Source organism: Methanococcoides sp. DA23, assembly GCF_057593895.1.
Window position 1 is genome coordinate 384,404 of record NZ_CM172520.1, and the last position, 25,404, is coordinate 409,807.

A 25,404-nucleotide genomic window follows, 5' to 3' on the forward strand; every position below is an offset into this window, starting at 1 on the left:
GAAAATGAACGTTATCAGAAACTAATTGTAGGTATAAGTTCATTACTTTCTATGGGAAAACCAAGGGATGTGGCTGTACAAACCATTAAAAGGTGGAACGCTGATGATGGGACATCTTTCAGTGCAGCTCTCTCATTCTATTTAATACTCAGTCTTCCTTCCCTACTCTTATTTTCATTATCTCTGGGGGGAATGTTCCTGAAAGTTGAACAGCTCCAGGCAACAATTATCGATTACGTTTCACCTTTTGCAGATGAAGAGATCATAAGTTCATTAAACCTGCTCTTCCATCAATTACCGGAAACAAGTTCCCTTACCTTCGGATTGATAACCAGTTCTTTACTTTTCCTTTGGAGTGCTGGCAACATCTTCTTGCAGTTCCAGAAAACGATCGATCATATGTGGGGAGTCTTGGATTCTAAAAAAGGACGGGTTCAAAGATTGTTCAAGAAACGTATTTCTTCATTTGTCGCAGTTTTTATCTTTAGCCTGTTGCTGATAATAAGCATTCTTGCAGAGATATTCTTGGTAGTGATCTCAAACGTTCTCACTATCATTCATCCGTTGCCTTTGGAGTTAATGCAATATATTTCCTCTATCGCAACCTTCTTCGTACTCATATTCCTTTTTATTTATCTTTATATGACCCTCCCTGATAAGAAGGTCGGAATTAAGTATATTGTCATAGGTTCATTTCTGACTGTTCTTTTCATTACACTTGGCAAACATCTTTTTAGCTTATATATTTCATATAGTAATTTCACAACCGTTTATACGAAAATTGGTGCTTTTCTCGCGATCTTTTTGTGGTTGTATTATTCTTCCATTATCGTAACACTAATGGCCGAATTTATCAAAATTTACTCCGATATTGAACAATAATTTGTGTGGCCTGCAGATTCATCAAGCTCTTAACATTCCTTTTAATTGGTCAAAATCAGTTTAAATACTGAATTCAAAAAACGTCGTTTCTTCTCTTCTGAACTCAAGAAAAATGAAAGTGATCATATCCATACTTAAAATAGCACGCCGAGGTTGGGATTCGAACCCAAGCACTCCGTTAGGAGAAACAGGTCTCGAGCCTGCCGCGTTTAGACTCCGCGGCATTAATACACCGTTGGATTAGTCCGCTCTGCCACCTCGGCACTGTTCTGTTTGATAGTGTTAATTGGATATATAAGTGTCGTAAAAGCTATCAGAAATCGAAAAGGGAACTCTGGGCTTTTGTTTTATTTTGTTGTTGGGTTTCCGTTCCCTCGTCCTTTGAATCTGGTAGTTCTATGTGGCCGTATTCTCCGCCGCCACCAGGATGAATTATCACTTCACCGTTCCTGAATGCCATTATGGCATCGACTATTCTTTGGTCTACCATGTCAAGCTGCTCGGTTTTGCTATCAAGCAGGACTGCGACCTCGTTACCGAATCTTTCTATAAGGGCTGTCCATGCGGAAGTCACACCTTTTGTGGTGATGCTGGCATGGCCGAGTGCCATCATTATTATCTCGGCAAGGGGGGCAAGGTGTATGTAATCGGGGCGGTGGTCGGGGTGTTGTGGCTGGTCAAGGTCTGCAAGTTCGTTCACCCTGTCCTGAACTCCCTTCTTGATCTGCCCTCTGCATTCGGGACATCTCCAGTTCTGCCTTATGCATTCATCATGGGTATAGTGGGTGTAGCATTTGATGCACGCGGATTCGTTATATTTGCCTTCTCCCGGGAAGAATCCTACGTTCAGGGTCGGTTTGTAGCCTTCCTTGCGTAGTATTGCCTTTTCAAGTCCTTCGAAGTCGATGCTCGGGACCTCGAATCTTGTGAATTCGCGTGCGAGCTTGTTGGACCAGGGGGAATGTGCATCGGAGTTCGTGAGGAAGGTGAGTCTGTGCAGCTCGCTTATACGGTCCGCATAATCGCTGTCTGCACTCAATCCGAGTTCCAGGAACGAAATGTAGTCCGTCATTTCGCCATAGCAGCTCTCAAGGGAATCGTGATATGCATAAAGGGCCGTCCAGGGTGTGAACGCATGGCAGGGGCCAATAAGGGCACCTACGTCCTTTGCCATCTGTGCTATCTCGCAGCCGTTAAGGCGTACTGTGGGACGGCCATCAACGGCGAGGTTTCCATATTTCGACATGGCCTCTGCCAGCTCTTCGGCCTTGGATATAGATGGCAATATCAAAAGGTGGTGTACCCGGTCCTTATCCTCGATCTCTGTGGTGGGGATGAAATGAGTATCATTGATAGAAATGGTCTCATTGTCAGTAGCGGCTCCTTTGATCTCTTCAAGCCATTTTGGATGTATGCAGTCTCCGGTGGCAACAAGGTCAATTCCTTTTTTCCTTGCTTCAATAGAAATTGTTGACAGCTCCATATTCTTGGAGCATGCCATGGAATATTTTGAATGAATGTGGAGATCAGCATTGATCTGCATTAGATCATCTTACCCGATGTATCTTAGATCTTCATCTGAGGCAGTGTCTCTCAACATTTCCGGTTGTTGCTGCTGTTGCTGTTGCTTTGCTTCCATCAGGTTCGCAACGATCTTCTCCATGTCCTTAGCTCTTTCTTCGAGTTCACTTACATCTACTTCGATGCTCAGTATCTTGCTAAGTAATGCGAGGAGTGCCTGTGCACTCTTAGGATCGACAAGGTATCCTGAAGTAAGTCCCATCAAGCATGCTGCCTTGATGTTCTTGAACATGCTAAGTCCGAGCAAAAGTCCGGAAGCACCAACGATGCCCCCTCCGGGTTCGTTTGGTTTGAATGTGACCTCATACTCTTTGAGCTCTGTCACCATATCAAGATCATTAGAAGCGCCCATTACCTCATCAGTATGTGTCAATTGACCTGTGGGGTAGCCGCCAAGGGTGAATATCCTTTTCACTCCGAGTTCTTCAGCAATGTCAATGTAAATTGTACCTAGCTCGTAATGTCCTTCTGTGCTAGTGCTTTGATGATCGCCTGCAAGAAGTACTATGTCATTTCCGTTAGCTTTGCAAACGTATATCTCGTTATTGACGAGTTTGACAGTACTCTCTTCGTTCACCATTACCTGTGGTGGAAAATGGGGTGAATATATCTCAAATATCTTTTCAGCATCGAGCTTTTCAATAAGGTGGTCAACAACAAGTTTACCTACATGCCCGACTCCGGGGAGACCTACAAGAAGTGTGGCATTCTCCAGTCGGATATCTTCCTTAAGGCGAATTACGGTTGTTTCACGCATGTTCCATCTCCTTTCTTTTAGAGATTCGTCTATATTTCCCATAAGGATCAAGTGGAGAAAATCGTGCCGGAAGGGGATTGCCTGAGCTCTCACCACATTCCGGGCAGTTATCTTTCAGCGTATAAATATTGCATTGGGGGCATCTTCGAAGCTTATTTCCCAATGAAAATCACGCCTTTGCTGTTTCTATATGTCTGTGGAAAATACCTTTTCCGCCCTTCTTCTCAATGGTTTCGATAGCTTTTTCAGAAGCCTTCTTCAGAGCAGCTTCAGCGGTCTTGTACTCTGGTGCGATTACCTTGATCCTATATCTTGGTGCACCGGTGTAAGTGACATCTATCCTTACATCGTCCATTTTGACGTTTGCTGCTGCTTTCAATGCTTTCTTTATTAGCTCGATCCCATCAGGAAGGTTGCTTGTAAGGTCCACATATCCTGCGATATCTACGAATGGAAGTTTAATATTCTCTTGAGCGATACTGACTATCTTTTCAGCAAGTTCCTTGCTGATAGCAATGCCTTCGAAAGCCTCTTCGCCATTGATGGTAGCTTCTTCAAAAGCTATGTAGCAACTTCCGAATTCATCAGACAGAGTCTTCGTTACTCCTTCCATCTCTTCCTGACTGGTGCCCATGTCCTCTGCTACGAACTGAAGCCATTTTGTAGCTTTCTGCTCGTTCTTCCAGTCCTGTATCTTTGCACGCTTCTGGTGTTCGTTCACATCTTTCAATGAAAGATCGATGTGACGTCGGTTTGGATCTACGTTCAGTACTTTGCAGACGATCTTTTGTCCTTCCCTGACGTAGTCACGAACATATTTTACCCAGCCGGCTTTGACCTCGGAGATATGGATGAATCCTTCCTTGCCTCCATATTCTTCAAGAGTGGTATAGGCCCCAAAGTCGACTACGTTCTTTACAGTACAAACTACAAAGTCGCCGCTTTCTGGCCAATTATTATTATCCATTCTACACCACTTTATTCAAGGACTTCCAGAATATGTGTTGTAATTGTTGACTTTCCGCCGGTGGATTCTGCAAGTGTTCTTCCGCATACGAGGCATGTGACCTTGCGGCTTGCACTACCGAAGATAACTTGCTCATTGGAGCAGTCGTTACATTTTACGCGTAAAAATCTGCTTTTTGGTTGTGTCATTATTATCATTCCTTAAACTCGAATTTCTTTGCTCTGAAGCATGGCCTCTGGTGTGACTTGTTGCAAGTTGTGCAGCGGTATTTGAGCTGTACTCTCTTGGTTGGTTTGTCTCCTCCAGGAACCTTTGAGAACTTTCCACTGTTTCCGATACCGCTCTGTCTCTTTTTCTGCCTTGCAATATGTGTCATTGCTGATGCTTTGCCTTTCTTCACTCTTTCTGCAATGTGTTCAGTGTGAGTTTTGCAGGATGGGCAATAAGTTCTGAACCTCTTTGGAATTTTCATTATTTACACCTTCTATCAATTTGAATTTATTATCTTTGTAATGAGATGAGCTGCGCCTCGTTTTACCAGAACGTTTGCGTTCATTGCAGGTAAAACAACAACATCTTCTGCATGAGTAGTATAATTTCGTTTATCTACGGCATTGAATGTCGGTAGGTCTTTCAATATTCGGACAACAAAGTATTCTTCATTTATATTCCTTTTGGCTATCTCTGACTTTCCATTGTCTTCAATACCAGCAGGAATTTCTGCGACTGCTACTTTTTGTCTCTCTTTGACATCATCTGTAGCAACATTGCTCTCTTGCGTTACCCTTGTTTGTACTGGTTCGGCCTTCTCTGCATTGTAACTTGCTGTGGGGTCCAGTATGGGTTCCAGTAATTCTCCTCTTGCGACCTGTATCGCAAAAAGGGTTGCTTCATAGACCTTCTGCTCCTCAGGAAGGAGCTTGTCAAGGTCCTGCTTTGGTGAACTGCTGGAGAACGCATTCGAAGTCGCCCTCGATGTTATTTTGCGTATACGCCTGATGAATATGGTCTCCACATCGTTGATAGCACTTTGAAGCTCATCTTCAAGGATCTTCGATTCGGGAGATCGCTGGTTACTGATCTGCCTTATCTCTCCTTCCAGTTCATGGATATACTTGTCCACAAGGCCATAGAACCCATGGGGTAATCCTCTTAATGCGGAACTGTTCTCTTCACGGAGTATGCTCTTAAGCTCATTACGGTCCATATTCTGCTGCACCTCTGCACATTAGGTAGATTGCTGCATATTCCGGTAGTTCCTGCACACCTTCTTCAACATAGAGGTCCTCACCTTTCATCTGTACGGCAAAAGGTCTTATCACTTTTAATTTTACCGGCTTGTCCGAAAACACAACGGCATCGTTCAATGGGTCGAACTCCTCAAGCTGTGCGATTGACAACGATGTGACGCACATCCCCGACTTCCCGTGCAGCGATCCCGGAAGGCGGATCAGGCGCTTTATATCTCCTGTGACCGGCTCATCCACACTTGCAGAAAGCTCTGTGACCGATCGCTCGGCAAGGGTCTGTATAATATCCTTGTTCACACGCGACAAAGATTCCATATTTCCTTTTTTGAGCAGATCTACCTGAGCCTCGTCCCTCAGGATCTCAACTATCTGCTTTGATGTTTTCTTCCCGATCCCCTTAAATCCGGTGAAAAGTTTTTCAGCATCCTCTTTTGCTGCCAGTTCTCTCAGGTATGCTACCATGTGACGGTTTATCCTTCCTCCCCAACCTCCGTCATCTTCGGAAGGAAATACGTTCATTGTGGCCTTCTCACTCCCAGCATCTCCACTAATACCTTTTTTCACAAAGATCTTATCAAGGTTCAGTCCTCTTCCGCTGATATAATCCACTATCTCCCTTCTTTCTGCACTTTCAAGGGAGAGCACACGCGGATCGCTTATGTGGAAGTGATATCCTCTTCCTCCTGAAAAGACCGCACCGATGTCCTCTTCCTTGAACCCGAAATCGTCTGTCAGGAGATCATAGAGCTTCAATGTTTCTTTTTTGACATGTTCGAGCATATCAGAATATGAATTGGGTGCTCCCGGGATATGGTCTGCATCAAGGTCGAATATGAGGTCTGCTGCAAGCCATTGCTTTTCTTTCATGGTCGGAGCGTTCGGATACGTGTAATAGGCAACGGAATAATATACATGGGCAGGTGCCATTCCGGTAAGATAGTCCTCAACCTCGCCTGCAGATCCAAATGCCTTGTGCCTTCTCATTACGGTTTCGGGCATCTCGTCAAAAGAGATAACTCCCCATTCTCTTTCTGGCAGCCTTGCAGGTAGGTGGATCTCAGCAGTCCTGTAATATTCCTGGAATTTCGATTTGAGGTAATGTTTGGTTTTGAGGTCCATGTATCATTTTCCAATAATTCGGTGATCGTTGGTTTCAACCAATTGATGCATTAATACTATTTCTTTATTGCTTAATCTGGACGATCTCCGATAATTTCAGATCATCTCAGGTGGATAAACCTTAAGTCCGGTCGGAAGGTATAAGCCTCTATGAAACAGGAGATGACGAGTGCAGATGTAGCTGCTCTTGTATCTGAACTTGGCGAGGGGGAAGGTTCCCTTATCGATTCCAAGATCGGGAAGATATATCAGCCGGCACCGGATGAGATCAGGATAAATCTCTTTATATTTGGAAAAGGTCGGGACAATCTGGTGATAGAGGCAGGCAAAAGGGCACACATGAGCAATTATGTGCGTGAAAGCCCCAAAACCCCGCAGGCTTTTCCAATGCTACTTAGAAAACATATCCTCGGTGGAAGGATAACTTCTATTAAGCAATATGATTTTGACAGAATAATCGAGATCGGGGTTATACGTGGGGGTATTGAGACCATCCTTGTCTGTGAACTGTTCTCACGTGGTAACATTGTCCTTTTGAACAGTGACCGAAAGATCATCCTGCCCATGAAACCCGTTACCTTCAGGGGCAGGCGTGTTCGCAGTGGTGAGATATATGAATATCCTGAAGCGCAACTAAGTCCTCTTGATGTCGATGCTAATGTGATGTCCGAGCGCTTCATATCTTCTGATTCAAATGTTGTCAGGACCATCGCGACAAGTTATAATCTCGGGGGGGTCCTTGCAGAAGAGGTCTGTCTAAGGGCAGGTTTGGATAAGAATACCTCTGCAAAGGATGCAAGTCCTGAGGAAGTGGCTGCACTCAGCAAAGCTGTTACAGACGTTTTTGCTCCGATAGTCAACCATGAACTAAGACCCTGCATAATAAAAAAGACTGTGAAGGATGAGTTGCAGGCAGTGGATGTACTTCCTCTGGAGCTTATGCAATATTCCGATGCTGAAAAGGAATTCTATCCTTCTTTCAACAAGGCTCTGGATGAGTTCTTTGGCAAAAAGGCATCCGAAGAGGTCATCGAACAGGTAGTTTCTAAGAAGAAGGAAAAAGAGGACGTATTTGAGAGACGTCTGAGGAAACAGCAGGAAGCCATTCTGAAATTTGAAAAGGATGCGGAAAAGTACACACTTATCGCCGAAAGCATCTATGGAAATTATCAGACCGTAGAAGATGTTCTCTCTGTTCTCGAAGCTGCCCGGGGTAAGGGTTATTCCTGGAAGGATATCTGGGATACGCTCAAGAAAGCAAAAGATACTATTCCTGCAGCGAAGTCCATAGTAAGCATCGATTCAGCTGAAGGGAACGTTGTCATCGATCTCGATGTCGTAAATGCGAATATCAATATTCGTAAGACCATTCCTCAAAATGCTCAGATGTATTATGACAAGGCCAAGAAGATCAGCAAGAAAAAGGATGGGGCCTTGATCGCTATCGAAGATACGAAAAGAGCAATGCAGAAGCGGGAACAGAAAGTTTCTAAAAGGCGAAAAGCTGTCTTCAAAAAGCACTGGTATGACCGGTTCAGGTGGTTCTTCTCATCCGATGGTTTCCTTGTTATCGGTGGAAGGGATTCTGACACGAACGAGGAGATCGTGAAGAAGTATATGGAAAAACGCGATATCGTTTTCCATACTCAGGTTCCCGGAGCTCCGATAACTGTCATTAAGACCGAAGGCAAGGAAGTACCTGAAACCACACTTGAAGAAGCGGCAAGGTTCGTCGTATCCTATTCAAGTGTCTGGAAATCCGGGCAGTTCAGTGGTGATTGTTACTGGATAAAGCCTGAACAGGTATCAAAGACACCTGAATCCGGTGAGTATCTTAAGAAAGGTTCTTTCATCATTCGGGGTGAACGTAACTATTACAAGGATGTTCCTGTTGGTGTTGCCATAGGTCTTGACCTGGGTGCAGAGACGCGTGTGATCGGTGGACCTTTGTCTGCGGTACAGAGCAATGGGAAATATGTGATAGAGGTCATGCCCGGCAAGTTCAATCAGAACGATATCTCTAAGAAGTTATATCGTATGTATGTGGATGAGCTGAAGGACCCTTCCTTTGTCAAACAGATCGCATCCCCTGACAGAATTGCAAGAATGCTTCCTCCGGGTGAATCGGACATAAGGAAATAACGGTTTTCCGTTATGGATATATTGTCCCGAAACAATATTGGGTATTATCATGAGGGTAACAAAAAGAGACCTGAAACACAACAGGGAAGGGGAGATCTCCCTTACCCCGGAAACGCTTGATGATCTGTGGCACCTGAAATATATCATCGAAAAGGGTGACCTGGTCTTTTCTCTCACTAAAAGGAAAGCGGATACTGCAGCCGATAAGCTCAGACCTGAAAAGGCCGAGAAGAAGACCGTACGTCTTGGTGTGAGGGTCGAGGATGTTGAGTTCCATAAGTTCTCTAACCGTCTGCGGGTGCATGGTCTTATTGAACATGGTATGGATGCGGGTTTTTATCATACGTTGAACATCGAAGATGGTACGAACCTTTCCATCACAAAATACTGGAAAAAGGACCAGTTGGAACGTGTTAATGAGGCGGAGGCATCTTCCAAAAGGCCCAAGGTCATTCTCGTGGCAATCGAAGAAGGGGATGCAGACATTGGTTTTGTACGCCATTATGGGATTGAGATGTACTCTCATATAACTCAGTCTTCCGGTAAAGGGGAAGGTACGCTTCGAGAGGTGTTCTTCAGTACTATTCTCGACCAGCTGACCCATGCAATGACCGGGTCCGAGTCGGTAGTGGTTTCAGGTCCTGGTTTTACTAAAGATGATTTCATGAAGTATGCATCTTCTAAGAACTCCGATCTTGTGGCAGGTATCCTTGTTGAGGATACTTCCTCCATAGGCATGTCCGGTTTCCAGGAAGTCCTTCGAAGGGGTGCGGTTGATCGTATCATGGAAGAGTCAAGGATCGCAAGGGAATCCTCTCTCATGGACAGTCTCTTAAAAGAGATAGCACTTGACGGCAAGGTCGCTTATGGTATGGATGAGGTGAAGCAAGCGATCGATTTCGGTGCTGTGGAAACCCTTCTGGTTGCGGATGAGCTGCTTCGTCTTGAAAGGGAATCTGGCAACATTGACGGTCTGATACAGCAAGTCGAACGTTCGCAGGGAAACATGGTAGTTTTCAGCACAGATTTCGAACCCGGTCAAAGATTGCATTCACTTGGTGGAATTGCAGCGATCTTGCGATTTAAGGTATGAGTTTTTCGCAAGCATCGCACATTTATTTTTGTAAGGATGGTCTTTCCATATAATCAAGGCAGAGCAGTTCCTTTCCGTCCATATATATGCGTACGGTTCCACCGGATTCTGATATCGTTACTGCTATTGCGAAGGTGTCTCTTGTAATGGCTGCAGCCGAGACATGTCGTCCTCCCAAACCTTGTTCGATGTCTATTTCCTTCGCATCTACATCAAGGTATCTGCCGGCAGCCTGGACGATACCATCTTCTGAAATGACGAACACACCATCAAGAAGTGCGAATTCCTTTACTGATTCCCAGTTCTTCTTGTCCAGTATGTTGCGATGTTCGTCCTTGTGGCCTGCGTAAGGGTTGAGTATCATCTGGTGGGAACGCTGCAATACTTCTTCGGTATCCCCCAGTATGAATGCCGTTCCTATCTTATGGCCCTCTCTTCCAGAGGCTGCAATGTCAAATGCAATTGCCAAAGCTACACGCATGACCTCGGGATCTACCCTTTCTTCACATTCCTGGAGGGTTCTAATGAGCGGGCTTTGTGATACCTCGTGGGTTACGATGGCACCTGACTCTCTGGTCTGTATGATACCTACGATAGTTCCCGTTCGAAGTTCACCTATGATATGTTCGATGGCAGCAGCCTGTTCGATATGTTGGGTATTGCCGCTGGCTTCTCTTGCCATTGGTTCCAGGATGTTCTTCAGTCGTTTTTCGTCTTCCAGACTGTCGGATATGAGGTTATCGATGATACTCTTTTGTCGGCGGGGTACATAATATATGGGGATATTGGTCTCAATGCCCGCAAGGTCGAAATCTCCAGATACTATTATGGCAGGGGAGCAGAGTTCTTCTGCGATCTTGATAGCATGTTTTGCTAGAATTCCTGTTGTGTCCATATTAGTCATATCATTCCTCTGAATTACGAAATCATTGTGTGTTATTTATTATGTACATTCCTGATATATATATATATTATAGTCAAAACAATTACTTAAATTAGTTTGACAGTAATATTTAACAGAAAGATGTGTTCTATTCTTAATTATGTCAAGACTATTTGTTGCGGTGGACCTTCCGTCTTCTGTACGTGGGGAACTTATTGATATTCTTTCTTCATTTGAGGGGTTTAAGCTAAAGCTTGTTTCTCCTGAACTAATACATATTACGCTGAAGTTCCTTGGTGAGGTTTCAGATGATATGGTGTCGGAGATCGCATCTTCATTGGATGGCATTGAATGCATGCCATTTAATGCTAACATCAAAGGGGTTGGTGTTTTTCCCAACCTCCGCTCTCCCAGGGTCGTCTGGCTTGGGGCTGAAGGAAATTTCAAGCAACTCCATGAGGATGTGGAAGCCAGTCTTTCAAGTTTCGATCTCGACAAAGATAAAAGGGAATTTACTGCCCATGCAACTCTGGGACGTATCAAATTCATGCCTAAGGATCAGATGGAGGGGTTCTTGGCTGTACTTGAAAAGCTTAAAGATGTGGACCTTGGTGAAATAAGGGTCGATAAGGTCCTTTTGATGAAAAGTACTCTTACTCCCTATGGTCCTGTTTATGAGACCATGCATGAGGCCTTGTTAGGACGAAAATAAGCTACATAATAAAAGAATTGGGGTATGGTGTCTCATACCCTTTCCATGTCAGATCTCTGTATCTTCGTATGTTGCGAATCCACTGGACCTAAGTATCCTTTTATCTGCTGTGATGATCAGGCATTCGATACCTTCGAGGCTTTCAATAAGTTCCAGTCCTTCCTTTTCGCCAAGTACGAACACTGTGGTTGCAAGGGCATCTGCATCCATTGTGGTCTCTGCGATGACTGTTGCACTTATGAGTCCCTGGGATGAATGTCCTGTTCTTGGGTCGGATATATGGGATACCTTTGCAGCATCACTGAAATATCGTTCATAGTTCCCACTTGTGGCAACGGCCATGTTCTCCAGTTGCATGACAGTTATGAACTCGCCTTGTTTGTCAGGGTTCTGTAAACCTACGGTCCAGCTGCTCCCATCTGGTTTTTTGCCGATATAACGTCCGTCTCCGCCGGCATCCACAAAGCAGCTTTCTATTCCGTCATCGATAAGGGATCCTATTGCCTGGTCAACAGCATACCCTTTTGCTATGCCTCCAAGAACGATCTTCATTCCGGGTTCTGTGGAGATGGTATTTCCTTCAATGACTATATTTTTGTAGTCAACGAGTTCCAGGGTGGTGTCTATCTCTTCCTGGGTTGGGGGCTGGTAAGTTCCACCTGGGCTGAACTTGCCTGACCACAGGTCAAGTATCGGTTTTATTGTTATGTCAAATGCACCGTCGCTTATGCTGGAGTAATATATGGAACGGTCAATTACGAACAATAGTTCTTCTGAAGCGTCTTCAAGCCTGTTGTTCTCATTTAGTAGGCTGAGCTGGCTGTCATTCTTATAGCTGCTCATTATTTCGTCGGTTCGGGTGGCTCTTCCAAAAGCTTTCTCCACAGTTTGTACCGCATGTTCTGCGTCAGAATCATAGATTGCAACTGTAACCGTGGTGTCCATTATGCTGCGACTGTCGGTGTAAAAGTTCGGGGTATTTTGTAACAAATCAGTCTCTTGATTGTTATATAGGTGTGGAAGGGATATTGAAACTATAACGATTAATACAAACAATAAAGCCGTTTTCATGTCCATGGCGTAGGGATAGATGTGCTTGATATTAAGCTTATTTCGAAACATATAAATATTGGCAATCAGTGATTCTGGCAATTATATTAATTCGTCAGATGTTAATTATTATTCATTTAGGAAGTGTCAGTATGAGTGATTCTAATGCAGGAATGGCTTCGGGAGGTATTGTTGGGAAGGACAAATACCTTGCAGTTGCTATCCATCAGATCATTGAAGAGTATGGCTGGAAAGGGATTGAGAAGAACTTTGGTGCTGATCATAAGATGATCTATGTCAAATCCGGTTCTTTATTGGACAAGATCGAAGTGAAGGCACATAAGGTTGGAAATCGCCTGGATGTTAACTTTTTGGGTATAACTCCAAAGAAAGGACTTTTAGACAAAATTTTCGATTTTAATGTACGTGAGATTCCCAAAACCTTTGAGCTGCACAAGTATGTTTCCGATGACATGAACGTCCTGGAGAAACAGCACTTATCGACCATCATTGAGGTCGTGCTCAAAGAGTTGGAGGATGTGGCGCAGGATAAATGAGGGGTTTTTATGGCAAGGTTAGAGATAATTCTATTAGGAGCTGCTATTTTCATCTTTGCTTTTGCAGGCGTTTTTGCCGGCATGGGATATAGTGGCAATGAAGCTATTGCTACTCACTATATGACCGAGGGAGAATGGTCAGATGCAAGCTGTGGTGGTTGTCACTTTACAGCACCTGACCATGTGGCTACCAATACCCATATCCAGATGGATATTGGGGAATGGGACCCACTGACCAATTTTGATATCGAGGTCGAAGGTGAAGATGAATGGGTGAAGAAGTTTGGTGCTTATCATCCCGGCGGCGGAGAGCTTGATGAGTATGGTGTGGATGCAGATTGTATGATCTGTCATGAGCAGTATGGAGAATATGATTTTGATGCTCGTGCTGAGTTGTTTGCTGCAGGCGATTTTGAAAACGCGAATGCTGCAGCAATGGAAGCTGCAAATGTTAAGGTGCAACAGGATACTATCCGCAAGATCACTTATGTAGGAAATGCTGTGACCCCACTCCCATTGTTGTTATTGTTCCACGACTCTGTTAATGGTGCACCTGTCAAGGAATCCTGTTCTGATAATTGTCATGTTACAAATGTGGAGACCACTGCTGTTACATGGGCATCAGAGGATTACCACAAATTCGATGCACATGCAGATGTCAATTGCGTGGAATGTCACGAGATATCTCAGTCCAGTATGTTCGTTAAGCAGGACCTTGAAAATATACATGAGGTAGAGGCAGAAACGAAGAGCTGCGATGATCCTGGTTGCCATGAAGGTATCTCACATGGACCGATAGTCGATGCACACGAGACCGTGGCATGCGAGTCCTGTCATATTCCAGCCCTTCCGGGTGGAGATCTTGGTGGTGTGATCCCACTTGCTTCATTTGATTGGTCGAACGGGGAAAGGGTTGATTCCTACAAGGATGATAGCTTCGAACCGGTCCTTGCATGGTCCAATGGAGTTGAAGAGCATGAGTTGCCTGCAATTGATGGCAGGGGCGAAGCTGGTGTTCTTCTTGAACCGTTCAATGTTGTGACGGGTATCTGGTGGGACGCTGGAATTAACAATGAGATCGTCAGTTCACCAAATACCAGCATGGAACTCGGTGATGCTATACCTGTGTCAGATGTTAAGGCTGCAGATTCCAATGGTGATGGTATTGTAACCGCCGATGAGATGAGAAGCTTTGATGGTGATGTCGATGATACTGCAGATTATCCGAATGCAGTTCTTAGAACAGTTGAGCTTTACTACAAACTGAGTCATAATATCGCAAGTTCGGAAGTAGGTCTGGCAGATCCTCTTGCTTGTGCTGATTGTCATGGTTCAACTGCAGATGCTATCGATTGGGAGTCCATTGGGTTCATTTCGGATCCTGCAGAGACCGACCCGCCAACTGATTTCACATTAAAGGATATTGGCGTGACCATTCCTGGAGCAAAGCCTCCTGAGGTTGAAAGGGAGCCTGCTTTCTAAGGAGTTGATTGTCGTGACGAATGTATATGTTATGGAAAAGATCCCTGAAAAGATCATAATTCCCTTGAAACAGCATGATGGGTGTCTTTGTACACCTCTTGTTAGCAAAGGGGATATGGTGTCAATGGGACAGAAGATCGGGGAGTGTGACTGTTATGATTCAGCTTCCATCCATTCAAGTGTTTGCGGAGAGGTTATCTCTATCGAAGAGGCTGCTAATCCGAATGGAACTAAAGTGAACAGTGTTATCATACAGCCTTCTGAAGCTGTCGAATGTGTTGACTTTACACCTGTAAAGGATGTTTCTGCATCAAAGCTCGTGGATGTGATCAAGGATGCTGGTATCGTAGAACACTACGGTACTCCCACACATAAGGTCCTGAGGCCGGAAGGTAAGCAGATCGATACAGTTCTGATAAACGCAACTTCTTCGGAATGGATCGGTGGACATTATGATACCTCTGCACAGTATGCTTCGCAGATGATCGATGCTTTGAAGTTACTGATGAAGGCCGCAGGGGCTTCAAAAGGCGCGGTAGTGCTAAGAAATGATGACCTTGAGTCAATTAGTGCTTTTGACCACCTGAGGGTCGATGGCAAGTTGTTGACAGTTGCTCCTTTGATGGGTAAGCGCAAACTCAGCTATTACTTCAAGGACATGGATTCTGATATCATAGTGGTTTCCCAGGAACGCATCTATGGTCAGAAGATCCTTGACCTTTTGACCTATAATCTGACCGGAAGGAGGGTCTCCATCTGCTGTGATCCTACGGATGTAGGTGTTGCTATCTGTGGTGTGAAGTCTGCAAAAGCATTGTATGATGCAGTGCACGAAGGCAGACCGTACATGGAAACAGTAGTTTCCGTTTCCGGCAAGGTCAATAGTCCAAAGAAGATCCTGGTCAAGATCGGTACTCCTTTCAAGGATGTCATCGATGCATGTGGTGGCTACATGGGTGAAACGGGCAAGCTCATTGCAAATGGTGCGGTCACAGGCGTGGCGCAGTACACCGACGATGTCCCGGTCACCAAGATGACAACCTCCATTACGGTCCTGTCCGCGGATGAGGTCATAAGGGACGTGTCAATTGACTGCACTCACTGTGCAAGATGTGCGGACGTTTGTCCTGTGGACCTTATTCCAAGCAGAATCACTGCTTTTGCAGACCAGGGTCGTTTCGATGAATGTCGACAGATGAATATTTTGAATTGTGTGGAATGTGGCAGATGCTCAGCTGTCTGTCCTTCCAAGATACATTTGTTACAGCTTATCAGATATGCAAAGAATTCCATTGAAAAGGCATACGAAGACCTGCCTGAAAAGGAATCTCCTGCGAATCTGAAATTAGGCTGCGGCTGTAGCGGAGGTAACTAATATGACCTTTACTATCTCAGCTCCACCTCATAAGAAAGAGAATATCACTTTTAAGAAGATAATGTGGGCAAAGGTCCTTGCTCTTATGCCTGTGGTCCTTTTGTCCGTATATTTGTTCGGTCTTCCTGCCATAGGGCTGGTTGCTGCAAGTATCTTTGCAGCGGTAGCGACCGAAGCAGCTATACAGAAAGCATTTGGTCAGAAGATGACTATCGCCGATGGGCATGCAGTGTTGATCGGTCTGATGGTTGCTATGATAATTCCGCCGGAAGTTCCCCTCTGGATCCCTATGATCGGAACTGTCTTTGCTGTTGGTATTGGCAAGCATGCTTTTGGGGGCATTGGTTCCTATGTTTTCAATCCGGTCCTCGCAGCATGGCTTTTCCTGTCGTTGGCATGGGGTTCAATAATGGCTCCTGCCTCCTATCCTCAGACAAGTGCCTTATTTGAGCTGGTCCTTGAGAGTGGAGCAGGGGTAATGGCTGGAGTGTCACCGTTCTTCATTTTACTGGCAGGTGTGGTCCTTATCTTCCGCAGGTATATAGAATGGAGAATTCCTGTGGCTTTCTTTGTGACAACGGTACTGCTTGCATTCTTACTGGGTGACAGTCTGTCCTATGTTGTTCTTGGGGTTGTGGTGTTTGGTGTTCTTTTCATAGCGACCGACACTTCAACTTCACCCACCACAAAGAACGGTCGTGTGATCTATGGTATCATTTGTGGTGTTCTTGTAGTTGTATATGGACATTTTGCAAACTATGTGGATGGGACCTTCTATGGTCTGTTCCTTGCAAACTGTGTTGCTTCACTTATCGATAACAGTACCCTTCCGGCATCATATGGTACTGAGACATTCTTACAGCGTAAGTATAGGAGTATTGTTTCAAAGATACCTTTCAAGGACCGTCTGGAGGTGTTCTTAGATGACTGATTCCAACAAAGATATTGTAATAATTATAGGTAAACTGGTATTGATCTCGGTCATTGCTTCAGCCCTTCTGGCTGTGACCTTTGTGCCTACGAATGAACAATTGAAGAAGAACTATGCAGAAGCAAGGACCGCTACTCTTGCGGAGATCATGCCCTCAGCAGCAGAGTTCGAGCCGGTCTATGGTGACACTGTCATAAATGATGAAGGGGACAAGGAGATCCTCTATTATCGTGCAAAGGATAGTTCCGGTAATCTCGTGGGATATGCTTTCTTCAGAAAACAAGTGGGATCTCAGGGACTGATCGAAGTGGCAGGCGGTGTTGATTCCTCGTTCAACACAATCACCGGTATAGGCATCATGTCCCACACTGAGACCCCTGGACTTGGTTCTAAGATCACTGAAGAATCTTTCAAGAGCCAGTTTAACAATGTGAAGGTTGCAGATCTCAGCCTTTCAAAGTCAGGTGGTGCTATTGACGCTATCACAGGTGCTTCGATATCCTCGCAGGCAGTAGTAGATGCCCTGAATGGACAGGTTGAAGACATTAAAGTGGCAGAGGCCTAAAAGGAGGTGTATATATGGATCCCTTAAGTGAATTTATTCGTGGAATTACAAAAGATAATCCTGTATTTGGTCTGGTATTGGGTCTCTGTCCTACACTGGCAGTTACCACGTCCATTGACAATGCGATCGGTATGTCCGCAGGGACAGCATTTGTTCTGATCTGTTCCAATCTTTTGGTCTCAGGTCTGAGAAAGCAGATTCCTGCTTCTGTACGATTGCCGATATTCATTTTGATAATAGCAACATTCGTTTCCATTGTAGATATGGTCATGGAAGCTTATTTCCCGTCGATGTTTGCGGCATTAGGTGTGTTCATTCCTCTGATAGTCGTGAACTGTATCATCATCGGTCGTGCGGAAGCTTATGCCAATAAGAACAATATGTTCTACTCATTGATCGATGCGCTGGGAAGTTCAGCAGGTTTCCTTCTTGTGCTGGTACTTATCGGTGGGATAAGGGAGCTTCTCGGAACCGGCGGTCTCGCGATCTTTGGAACTCAGCTTGTAAGCATTCCTATCAATCCTATAACCTTCATGATACTGTCACCGGGTGCATTTTTGACAATAGGTATTCTCATGGCAATAGTAAATCACATAAGAGCAAAGAAGCTTGCAAGAGGTGGCTAATATGGCTGCTGATGTAAGTCTTTTCCAGATATTCATGGATGGTGTGTTCATCAAGAACTTCCTTATCATACAGTTCCTTGGTCTGTGTTCCTTTGTAGGTGTGACCAAGGATACAAAGAGTGCTGCGGGAATGTCCGGAGCTGTCATTTTCGTAATGACGCTGGCGGCCACTGTGTCCTTCCTGATCTATAACTTTGTGCTTGTTCCGCTAAAGCTAGAGTTCCTTGATCTTATTAGCTTCATTGTGGTAATCGCAGCACTTGTACAGCTTGTAGAGTTCGTTGTAAGGAAGAATGTGCCATCACTCTATCGTTCACTTGGTATCTTCCTGCCTCTTATTACGACAAATTGTGCAGTTCTCGGTGTAGTATTGCTCAATGTTCTGAATGAATACTCTTTCATACAGAGTGTCGTTTTCGGTGTTTCCGCAGGTATTGGTTATGCTCTGGTAATGTTGATGATGTCCGGTATCAGGGAAAGGACTACCCTTGTGAACGTTCCTTCATCAATGCGTGGTTTGCCCCATGCGTTCCTTATTGCGACAATGCTGTCCATGGCATTTGTTAACTACTTTGGAGTGATCCCCTTATGAGTCTGACTATATTGGTAATTCAGGCAATGGCCACCCTTGGTGGTCTTGGTCTTGTTATAGGTATCATGCTGATCGCGGCATCAAAGCTGTTCAAGGTCGAGACGAATCCTCTTGTGGAGGAGGTTGTTGAGATACTGCCAGGTGCAAATTGTGGTGCTTGTGGTTATGCAGGATGTGCGGATTTTGCAGAGAAGGTAGTTGCTGAGGATGCACCTCTTGATGGGTGTCCTGTTGGAGGTTTTGAGACTACCAAGGAGATCGGTGTTATCATTGGTAAGGAAGTCTCGGAATCCGAGAAGGAGTTCCCATATGTCAGATGTGGTGGTGGTATCCGCTGTGTCGACAGGTTCGATTATGTCGGTATTGAAGATTGTACTGCTGTTATCATGCTTTCAGATGGTGAAAAAGGCTGTAATTACGGATGTATGGGCCGTGGTACCTGTGTTCGTGCGTGTCCATTCGGTGCTATTTCCATTGACGAGAACCGCCTTCCAGTTGTGAACAAGAACCTCTGTACAAGCTGTGGTCTTTGTCTCTCAGCATGTCCCAACGATATACTGATGTTCGCAAAGGACTCTGAGCAAGTTCATGTCCAGTGTAATTCATGTGACAAAGGTAAGGTCGTAAAGGCTGTCTGTGAAGTTGGATGTATTGGTTGTAAGATCTGTGAGAAGAACTGTCCTGAAGATGCTATCAAGGTCACGAAATTCCTTGCAGAAGTGGATCAGGATAAATGTACTGCTTGTGGGATCTGTGTTGAGAAATGTCCGCAGAAATGTATTGAAATGAGATAAGGAGTGAGTTGAATGACATATAAGACTTCTATAGGGCTCAACGAGAACATTGTGGCAGTATTGTGCTATCTTGGATTCTGGATGACCGGCGTTTTGTTCCTTTTCGTTGAAAAGGAGAATAAGTTCGTTCGTTTCCATGCAATTCAGTCAGCAATGGTCTTCATGATCCTTACTGCTATCGTCTTCCTCATTGCATGGGTTCCATACGTTGGCTGGTTACTTGCAGATTTTGCAGGTTTCTTTTCCCTTTTCCTTTGGGCATTGTTCATGTTCATGGCATGGAGGGGTTCAAGGCTCAAAGTACCTGTCATTGGAAGGATCGCATACAACTATGTTTATCAGTGAGTCCGGATCTTTCCGGTCTCAATTCCAATTTTCATGTGCACTTTGCACATGACCTTTGTTTATTTTTTACGAACTATGGTCTTTCTCACGAAAGATTAAAAAGTATTATCAACCTTATTCCTGCATCGTTAATCCAATTCGCAATTGAATGGAGGGTTCTAAATAAAAGAAGAGATATGGATCGAAAAATACAGGCCTTTTAAGCTTGAAGATGTCGTAGGTCAAAAAGAGACAACTGAAAGGCTGATATCCTATGTAAGGTCTGGAAATCTTCCTCACTTATTGTTCTCAGGTCCTCCGGGAGTAGGCAAGACCGCCACTGCAGTCTCAATTGCAAGGGAACTTTTTAAAGATGACTGGCGTGAGAACTTCACTGAGCTTAATGCATCGGATGAGCGTGGTATCGATGTGGTCAGGACCAAGATAAAGAACTTTGCCAAAACCTCTCCTATTGGTGGTGCGAATTTCAAGATAATCTTCCTTGATGAAGCCGACGCATTGACCTCTGATGCACAGTCAGCTCTGCGCCGTACGATGGAAAAATATACCAGTAACTGTCGTTTCATCCTCTCATGCAATTACTCTTCAAAGATAATCGAACCAATTCAGTCAAGATGTGCGGTTTACAGGTTCCGTCACCTTGCAGACGATTCTGTTGGTGAGAGGTGTCGCCATGTGGCTGAAAAAGAGGGCCTTACCATCGCCGATGATGGGATGGATGCTTTGAAGTATGTTGCACAGGGTGATATGAGGAAAGCAATAAATGCACTTCAGGCTGCAGCATTGTTCGATACTACCATCCATAAAGATGCGATATACAGAATAACTGCTACCGCTCATCCGGAAGAGATAACCGAACTTTTGAAAACAGCTCTTTCAGGAAACTTCATATCTGCACGCAAAAAACTTGATTCTCTAATGCTCGAAAAAGGTCTTTCAGGGGAAGATGTTGTAGGTCAGATATATCGTGCCATCTTTGATATGGATGTTTCCGGTAAGAAACTGGTGGCCTTGATGGATATGATAGGTGAGGTCGATTTCAGGCTCACCGAAGGTGCCAATGAAAGGATACAGCTCGATGCTCTACTGGCTCATTTCGCACTGGCGGAGGAGCAATAAGGAATGCCTTTCGAGGAGCAGTTACTTGAGCTTTTTGTAAGCATCCCTTCCTGGTTTGCAACCATCATCCTGAGTGCTCTGCCCATTTCTGAGCTACGTGGTTCAATTCCGATAGCCATTGGTGTCTATGGGATAGGTCCGATAGAAGCCTACTTTTTAGCGGTGTTGGGAAATCTCATCCCTGTGATCCCGCTTTTACTTTTCCTGGAACCCGTTTCGACCTTTTTGAGACGGTTCAAAGTAGGGGATGTGTTCTTCACATGGCTTTTCACAAGGACACGTCAAAAGCATTCTGAGCGTATGGAAAAGTATGGGCCACTTGCTCTGACGTTGTTCGTTGCCATCCCTTTGCCTGTCACAGGTGCCTGGACCGGCTGTGCAGCAGCTTTCGTATTTGGGATCAAGTTCAGAGAAGCTTTATTGTCCATATTTGCAGGACTGTTGATCGCAGGTATTGTTGTGACCCTTGTAACTCTGGCCGGTATGGGTGCCCTTGAGATATTGAATTAAAATATAGGGGAAGGTTTAATCGCGTGGCTTTGTAAGCATTTCGTAGGCCAGTTTTATATCTTCCTCTTTTACTGTTTTTCTTCCTGCATGATTGGCGTATATTATTGCTTCCTTTGAGATTTTGATCCCGTATGCTTCTATTATTTCCAAAAGGGCGGTTGCTGCAGGTTCACTAACTCTTTCTGCATCTGCACTGCGTATCAATCTTTCTACGGAAGCCAATGGTAGTATTGTCATTCTTTAATCCCCTTATTTCTTTCTTATCTCTTTTTAATTGAATATATGCTCTTGACTTGAATAATTATATATATATAAGTTTGTATTATGAAAAAAGCTACTTATGCCTGTTCTTTCTAATATTCGGGGTCATAATATCTGTGGGTGTATCTTATTTATGGAAGAAATGCTTAGATTATGTGTACTGTCTCACTAAAAAGGGAGAATATTATGGATGAGAAATATGCGCCTCATATTGAGGAACTAACAAAGGCGCTTGCTAATATCGATAGGTCCAGGGTCGAAGATGAATTTAATTTGCTGATCAAGTATCGTGTTCCGATCAGTGAAGCAAAACGTACGATACTGAAAAAATTCCGTTCATTAGATCCTGTTACGACTGATATCAAAGACCTTTCTATAGGTGACAAAGGAGTTTCTCTGGAGGCCCGCATCCTTAATATCGGTGAAAAGGCCGTTGATCTGAAAGGTAAAAGAACTACCATATTCTCCGGTGTTCTTGCGGACCGGTCTGGATTAAGTCCCTTCACATCATGGAAACAACTATCATTGAATGCCGGGGATGCGGTGAGGATAAGTAATGCAAGTGTCAAGAACTGGCATAATCGTGCGGAAGTAAGTATCAGTGCTTATTCCGAGGTCATATTGCTGGATGATAGTTCCCTTCCGGATATTTCTGAATTGTCTGTTACCCCTGTAAAGAAGCTCATCGATGTGGGTCCTTCTGATCTTTTTATTAGTTCGGTGGCTGCGATCATTGACCTGTATCATCGGAACGTGGAGGTCAAGGGTGAATATCTTACAATCATTGAAGGTGTTCTGGCGGATGAGACCGGTAGGTTGCCTTTTGTCTCGTGGTCTCCTCTGGAAGGTATGGATATCGGTTCGATGATCCGATTTAAAGATGCATCTGTGCGTATGTATCGTGGGGTGCCATCGATACATCTTGATAGTTCCACTCCAGTTGAATCGGTTGGTGCTGATGAAGATCTATCGTTCGATCCGTTGGCATTGAACAAACCTCCTGAACCAGTACCCATCTCTAATGTCTTGCAGGCTGAAGGTATGTTCGATGTTGCTGTAGAGGGCAATATTGTTTCTGTCAGGCCGGGTTCAGGTCTGATCACACGCTGTCCAGTCTGTAATCGGGTGGTCATAAAGAACGTTTGCCGTTCCCATGGGGCTGTTGATGGCTTGCAGGATATGAGGATCAAACTGATCCTCGATGACGGGACAGGTTCTGTCCTCGTGATGCTGAACAGGGAACTCTCGGAGGTCGTTTATGGGAAATCTCTTCATGAATCCTTCTCTCTTCTGGGTAAGACCATGTCAATGAATGCGATATTTGAGGATATGAAACGTGTTCTTACAGGGCGTTATCTCGGAGTTCGTGGGAATACATCTCGAATCGAGTTCGGGGTCACTTTTGTGACAAAGGCCGTATGGGTGCCGGAGTCTGATATTGAAAAAAGGGTACCTCTTCTTCTTAAAAGGTTGGATGGGGTGGAGTGATAGTATGGTAGATCGTGAAATAGCATATAGGATGTTTGCAAAAGAGCTTAATGACTCCAGTTCTACGATCCATTCCACTGTGGATGAGGCGATATCCTCTGATGGGCACACGCCAAATTATCTGTTGACTCCGGGTGGTGTAATGGTCAACCGCGTTTTTATCACAGGGGTTCTGACCGAGGTTGAATATGTTGGCTCTGATATTGATACCTGGAAGGCTCGCGTTGTTGATCCTTCCGGGGCCTTTACTGTATATGCAGGACAGTATCAGTCCGATGCAGCGATATTCCTTTCATCTGTGGAGCCTCCTGAGTACGTCTCTATTGTTGGCAAGGTCCGGTCCTATAAGCCGGATGATGGTCCTGTGGTCATATCTCTGAGACCTGAGGAGATCAATATTGCAGATGAGGATGCGCGCAACAGGTGGATATTGGATACTGCAGAATTGACGCTTGACAGGCTGGATGCATTTTCTAAGATATTGCTGGCATGTGGCAATATTGACTCCATGGATGAATGTATGGGGGGTCTTGGAATAGCTCCTGTGCTTTCAGAGGGAATTGGAATGGCTATCCGCCACTATGGCGTTGATGAAAGTTATCTTAATGAAATTAGATCAGTCGTAAAGAAATGTATAGTTTCCCTTGATCTGCTTTCTGACACATCTGATGAAAAGGATATTGACACCCTCGTTCTGGAACTGATGAACGAACTTGATAATGGTAGAGGTGTTGATTATGCCAAACTTCTATCGGTTGCAGTTTCCAGACAGCTTAATGAAAGAACAGTGGATTCAGCAGTAAGGTCATTACTTGCAAAAGGGCAATGCTATGAGCCAAAGGCAGGTATCTTAAAGCTCATATCATAAGGTATCATTCTGACATATTGTATTGATGGTCTGATATTATTATATCAAGTGTACTATCTTTAATGTATCACTTTTTTGATATGTATCGATTCACTTAAATTCGATATTTATATCTTTGACCTTTTTTGCAAGGCTTTGTGATATTAGTTCGAGTTCAAGGTTACATGCATGAAGTATTCCACTCGGTACTATGCAGGTGGCACAACAGTTTCCTTCCTGTGCTTTACCGATGACATAATTATCTTTAATACCAAACATTTGCATCATTGAAACTTCAAGATCGGAAATGTTCTTTACTTTTGGACAATCTGTCTCAATTTTGATCGTAACATTCTTACCGTCCTTTGTTCCATGGATCTTGTGGGTGAATCCACATATATTTGAGTTTACAGTGATATCTGTCATGGTATCCCTCTTGGTAGGTTTAATAAAATATGTGCTTTGACAAATTTCATTTGTTGATATGTTCAATTAAATGTATCTTGAACTTTCTATATAAGGTTTTGTAAGGATGTCACAAAACCATTATGTTCAGTACCTGATCCAGATCCTGTATTTTTCTATATTTGTTTCAGCAGTTATTTTCATTACCAAAAGGTTAAATATCCCTAGTGATTGTTCAATATGCTTAAATAAAAATACAAAAATAGATTCAAAGCGTTTGTGTTTCTCAAAATACATTTGTTATCACAATTATTTGATATTGCAGGCAGGGAAGGGATTGGCATGGAAAAAGATGAGATCATCAAGATGGTAAGGGAAGGATTGGAGTGCATGACCGGAGTTGGCAAAACACTTGTTCTTAATGATGAGGACAGAAAGGTCATAGCAAAACTGGAGGAAAAAGCAGATCAAATGACTCTTATGGGACTTGGCAGGGGTGACAACAAAGGAGTGAAGGCCGTCCTGCAGAGTGATGTTATTATTCCTTTCCAGACCACAATGGAATATAAATGGCCTTGTGGGCCTAATGTTCTTCTTATGCATGAGGATAAGGTGGTTGGCGAAGATATTAATGATCCTGAGAAATTACAGTCCTTTGAAAAGGACGCTGAGTCTCTTGTAATCGGCAATATTGTGGTATACGATAAAGGTTTCCTGACAGCACTCAATTCTAAATCGGATCCCCTTGTGGTCGTTATGCCACCAAAACCATGTGATGAGGTCGAATGTTTATCCCATGTCTGTAATGCAATACTTGCTTCTCCTTCTCCTCCTACTGATGAGTATCTGAAGGAACGCATGGGTCTTGAAAGCGAACATGGCACTGGTTCATTCCTTCTTGGATTCAATTTTGAATGTTGTCAGTGTGACTGAAAGTCATTTAATCACTTTCTCTTTTTTATTTCTTTTTTTTGTTGCTTAAGGTATCGTACGACCGGTTTTGTATGGTTTATACAAAGCCCTTATATAGCATTGAATCTTTTGTTTTAATGCATTATTATTATATTGAAC

30 protein-coding genes and 1 tRNA gene are annotated in these 25,404 nt (G+C 44.1%); 18 read left to right on the forward strand and 13 right to left on the reverse strand.

Annotation, left to right across the window (positions count from 1 at the left end):
• The first annotated feature begins 51 nt into the window (after positions 1–51).
• Positions 52–882: a YihY/virulence factor BrkB family protein gene (locus tag AC20MK_RS01905; RefSeq protein WP_487356329.1), complete on the forward strand. Its 831-nt coding sequence runs from the start codon at positions 52–54 to the stop codon at positions 880–882.
• A gap of 145 nt (positions 883–1,027) precedes the next feature.
• Here AC20MK_RS01905 and AC20MK_RS01910 read toward each other — a convergent pair.
• From AC20MK_RS01910 to priS, 9 genes are all read right to left on the reverse strand, one after another.
• Positions 1,028–1,145, reverse strand: a tRNA-Ser gene (locus tag AC20MK_RS01910).
• A gap of 50 nt (positions 1,146–1,195) precedes the next feature.
• A complete protein-coding gene (locus tag AC20MK_RS01915) occupies positions 1,196–2,425 on the reverse strand; it encodes a TIGR00375 family protein (protein ID WP_487356330.1) in 1,230 nt (409 codons plus the stop codon).
• 9 nt (positions 2,426–2,434) lie between these two features.
• Complete coding sequence (locus AC20MK_RS01920; protein ID WP_487356331.1) at positions 2,435–3,220, reverse strand: proteasome assembly chaperone family protein; 786 nt, start codon at positions 3,218–3,220, stop codon at positions 2,435–2,437.
• The gene (locus tag AC20MK_RS01925) at positions 3,213–3,383 is read right to left on the reverse strand and encodes an RNA-protein complex protein Nop10 (protein ID WP_487356332.1); all 171 of its coding nucleotides are present in this window, start codon (positions 3,381–3,383) and stop codon (positions 3,213–3,215) included. Before AC20MK_RS01925 ends, AC20MK_RS01920 begins: the two co-directional genes overlap by 8 nt.
• Positions 3,384–3,389: 6 nt before the next feature.
• Positions 3,390–4,187 carry a translation initiation factor IF-2 subunit alpha gene (locus AC20MK_RS01930; protein WP_487356333.1) on the reverse strand — a complete coding sequence of 266 codons (798 nt, stop codon included), beginning with the start codon at positions 4,185–4,187 and terminating at the stop codon, positions 3,390–3,392.
• A gap of 11 nt (positions 4,188–4,198) precedes the next feature.
• Positions 4,199–4,384 carry a 30S ribosomal protein S27e gene (locus AC20MK_RS01935; RefSeq protein WP_135609606.1) on the reverse strand — a complete coding sequence of 62 codons (186 nt, stop codon included), beginning with the start codon at positions 4,382–4,384 and terminating at the stop codon, positions 4,199–4,201.
• Positions 4,381–4,659, reverse strand: coding sequence for a 50S ribosomal protein L44e (locus AC20MK_RS01940; RefSeq protein ID WP_487356334.1), 279 nt, complete (start codon positions 4,657–4,659; stop codon positions 4,381–4,383). The genes AC20MK_RS01935 and AC20MK_RS01940 overlap by 4 nt, the downstream gene beginning before the upstream one ends.
• Positions 4,660–4,674: 15 nt before the next feature.
• The gene (locus tag AC20MK_RS01945; RefSeq protein WP_487356335.1) at positions 4,675–5,394 is read right to left on the reverse strand and encodes a hypothetical protein; all 720 of its coding nucleotides are present in this window, start codon (positions 5,392–5,394) and stop codon (positions 4,675–4,677) included.
• Positions 5,384–6,556 carry a DNA primase catalytic subunit PriS gene (gene priS, locus AC20MK_RS01950; protein ID WP_487356336.1) on the reverse strand — a complete coding sequence of 391 codons (1,173 nt, stop codon included), beginning with the start codon at positions 6,554–6,556 and terminating at the stop codon, positions 5,384–5,386. The genes AC20MK_RS01945 and priS overlap by 11 nt, the downstream gene beginning before the upstream one ends.
• A 150-nt stretch (positions 6,557–6,706) precedes the next feature.
• Here priS and rqcH point away from each other — a divergent pair, with 150 nt between their 5' ends.
• Positions 6,707–8,698: a ribosome rescue protein RqcH gene (gene rqcH / locus AC20MK_RS01955; protein ID WP_487356337.1), complete on the forward strand. Its 1,992-nt coding sequence runs from the start codon at positions 6,707–6,709 to the stop codon at positions 8,696–8,698.
• Between the two features lie 49 nt (positions 8,699–8,747).
• Positions 8,748–9,791: an mRNA surveillance protein pelota gene (locus AC20MK_RS01960; protein ID WP_487356338.1), complete on the forward strand. Its 1,044-nt coding sequence runs from the start codon at positions 8,748–8,750 to the stop codon at positions 9,789–9,791.
• Positions 9,792–9,813: 22 nt separating this feature from the next.
• Here the strand turns inward: AC20MK_RS01960 and AC20MK_RS01965 are convergent, their stop codons facing one another.
• Complete coding sequence (locus tag AC20MK_RS01965) at positions 9,814–10,695, reverse strand: DNA integrity scanning protein DisA nucleotide-binding domain protein (RefSeq protein ID WP_487356339.1); 882 nt, start codon at positions 10,693–10,695, stop codon at positions 9,814–9,816.
• Positions 10,696–10,834: 139 nt separating this feature from the next.
• On the opposite strand from AC20MK_RS01965, the gene thpR reads away from it, so the two are divergent.
• Positions 10,835–11,386, forward strand: coding sequence for an RNA 2',3'-cyclic phosphodiesterase (thpR, locus tag AC20MK_RS01970; RefSeq protein WP_487356340.1), 552 nt, complete (start codon positions 10,835–10,837; stop codon positions 11,384–11,386).
• Positions 11,387–11,434: 48 nt separating this feature from the next.
• Here thpR and AC20MK_RS01975 read toward each other — a convergent pair whose 3' ends face one another.
• Positions 11,435–12,376 (reverse strand): FAD:protein FMN transferase, encoded by a 942-nt coding sequence (locus AC20MK_RS01975; RefSeq protein WP_487356341.1) that lies wholly within the window; start codon positions 12,374–12,376, stop codon positions 11,435–11,437.
• 212 nt (positions 12,377–12,588) lie between these two features.
• On the opposite strand from AC20MK_RS01975, the gene AC20MK_RS01980 reads away from it, so the two are divergent.
• From AC20MK_RS01980 to AC20MK_RS02030, 11 genes are all read left to right on the forward strand, one after another.
• Positions 12,589–12,993, forward strand: a complete 405-nt coding sequence (locus AC20MK_RS01980) for a hypothetical protein (RefSeq protein WP_487356342.1) — start codon at positions 12,589–12,591, stop codon at positions 12,991–12,993.
• 9 nt (positions 12,994–13,002) lie between these two features.
• On the forward strand, positions 13,003–14,475 hold the full coding sequence (gene mmcA / locus AC20MK_RS01985; RefSeq protein ID WP_487356343.1) for a methanogenesis multiheme c-type cytochrome: 1,473 nt from the start codon (positions 13,003–13,005) through the stop codon (positions 14,473–14,475).
• 13 nt (positions 14,476–14,488) lie between these two features.
• Positions 14,489–15,850: an Rnf electron transport complex subunit RnfC gene (rnfC, locus tag AC20MK_RS01990; protein WP_487356344.1), complete on the forward strand. Its 1,362-nt coding sequence runs from the start codon at positions 14,489–14,491 to the stop codon at positions 15,848–15,850.
• Between the two features lies 1 nt (position 15,851).
• Positions 15,852–16,781, forward strand: coding sequence for an Rnf electron transport complex subunit RnfD (rnfD, locus tag AC20MK_RS01995; RefSeq protein ID WP_487356345.1), 930 nt, complete (start codon positions 15,852–15,854; stop codon positions 16,779–16,781).
• Positions 16,774–17,346 (forward strand): Rnf electron transport complex subunit RnfG, encoded by a 573-nt coding sequence (gene rnfG / locus AC20MK_RS02000; RefSeq protein WP_487356346.1) that lies wholly within the window; start codon positions 16,774–16,776, stop codon positions 17,344–17,346. Before rnfD ends, rnfG begins: the two co-directional genes overlap by 8 nt.
• A 14-nt stretch (positions 17,347–17,360) precedes the next feature.
• Entirely contained in the window at positions 17,361–17,972 is a 612-nt protein-coding gene (gene rnfE / locus AC20MK_RS02005) for an Rnf electron transport complex subunit RnfE (protein WP_487356347.1), read from the forward strand.
• Position 17,973: 1 nt separating this feature from the next.
• The gene (gene rnfA, locus AC20MK_RS02010) at positions 17,974–18,564 is read left to right on the forward strand and encodes an Rnf electron transport complex subunit RnfA (protein ID WP_487356348.1); all 591 of its coding nucleotides are present in this window, start codon (positions 17,974–17,976) and stop codon (positions 18,562–18,564) included.
• Complete coding sequence (locus AC20MK_RS02015) at positions 18,561–19,358, forward strand: Fe-S cluster domain-containing protein (RefSeq protein ID WP_487356349.1); 798 nt, start codon at positions 18,561–18,563, stop codon at positions 19,356–19,358. Before rnfA ends, AC20MK_RS02015 begins: the two co-directional genes overlap by 4 nt.
• A 12-nt stretch (positions 19,359–19,370) precedes the next feature.
• Complete coding sequence (locus AC20MK_RS02020) at positions 19,371–19,703, forward strand: DUF4870 domain-containing protein (protein WP_487356350.1); 333 nt, start codon at positions 19,371–19,373, stop codon at positions 19,701–19,703.
• Positions 19,704–19,865: 162 nt separating this feature from the next.
• The gene (locus AC20MK_RS02025; protein ID WP_487357038.1) at positions 19,866–20,822 is read left to right on the forward strand and encodes a replication factor C small subunit; all 957 of its coding nucleotides are present in this window, start codon (positions 19,866–19,868) and stop codon (positions 20,820–20,822) included.
• Between the two features lie 3 nt (positions 20,823–20,825).
• Positions 20,826–21,332: a COG2426 family protein gene (locus AC20MK_RS02030; RefSeq protein WP_487356351.1), complete on the forward strand. Its 507-nt coding sequence runs from the start codon at positions 20,826–20,828 to the stop codon at positions 21,330–21,332.
• Between the two features lie 15 nt (positions 21,333–21,347).
• Here the strand turns inward: AC20MK_RS02030 and AC20MK_RS02035 are convergent, their stop codons facing one another.
• Positions 21,348–21,569, reverse strand: coding sequence for a histone family protein (locus AC20MK_RS02035; protein WP_487356352.1), 222 nt, complete (start codon positions 21,567–21,569; stop codon positions 21,348–21,350).
• 210 nt (positions 21,570–21,779) lie between these two features.
• On the opposite strand from AC20MK_RS02035, the gene AC20MK_RS02040 reads away from it, so the two are divergent.
• Together AC20MK_RS02040 and AC20MK_RS02045 are read left to right on the forward strand one after the other, a co-directional pair.
• Complete coding sequence (locus AC20MK_RS02040; protein WP_487356353.1) at positions 21,780–23,081, forward strand: Single-stranded DNA binding protein; 1,302 nt, start codon at positions 21,780–21,782, stop codon at positions 23,079–23,081.
• A 4-nt stretch (positions 23,082–23,085) separates the two neighbouring features.
• Positions 23,086–23,949 carry an RPA family protein gene (locus tag AC20MK_RS02045; RefSeq protein WP_487356354.1) on the forward strand — a complete coding sequence of 288 codons (864 nt, stop codon included), beginning with the start codon at positions 23,086–23,088 and terminating at the stop codon, positions 23,947–23,949.
• A gap of 90 nt (positions 23,950–24,039) precedes the next feature.
• Here AC20MK_RS02045 and AC20MK_RS02050 read toward each other — a convergent pair whose 3' ends face one another.
• Entirely contained in the window at positions 24,040–24,354 is a 315-nt protein-coding gene (locus tag AC20MK_RS02050) for a DUF6951 family protein (protein WP_487356355.1), read from the reverse strand.
• 276 nt (positions 24,355–24,630) lie between these two features.
• Here AC20MK_RS02050 and AC20MK_RS02055 point away from each other — a divergent pair, with 276 nt between their 5' ends.
• On the forward strand, positions 24,631–25,266 hold the full coding sequence (locus tag AC20MK_RS02055) for a hypothetical protein (protein WP_487356356.1): 636 nt from the start codon (positions 24,631–24,633) through the stop codon (positions 25,264–25,266).
• Positions 25,267–25,404: the final 138 nt, after the last annotated feature.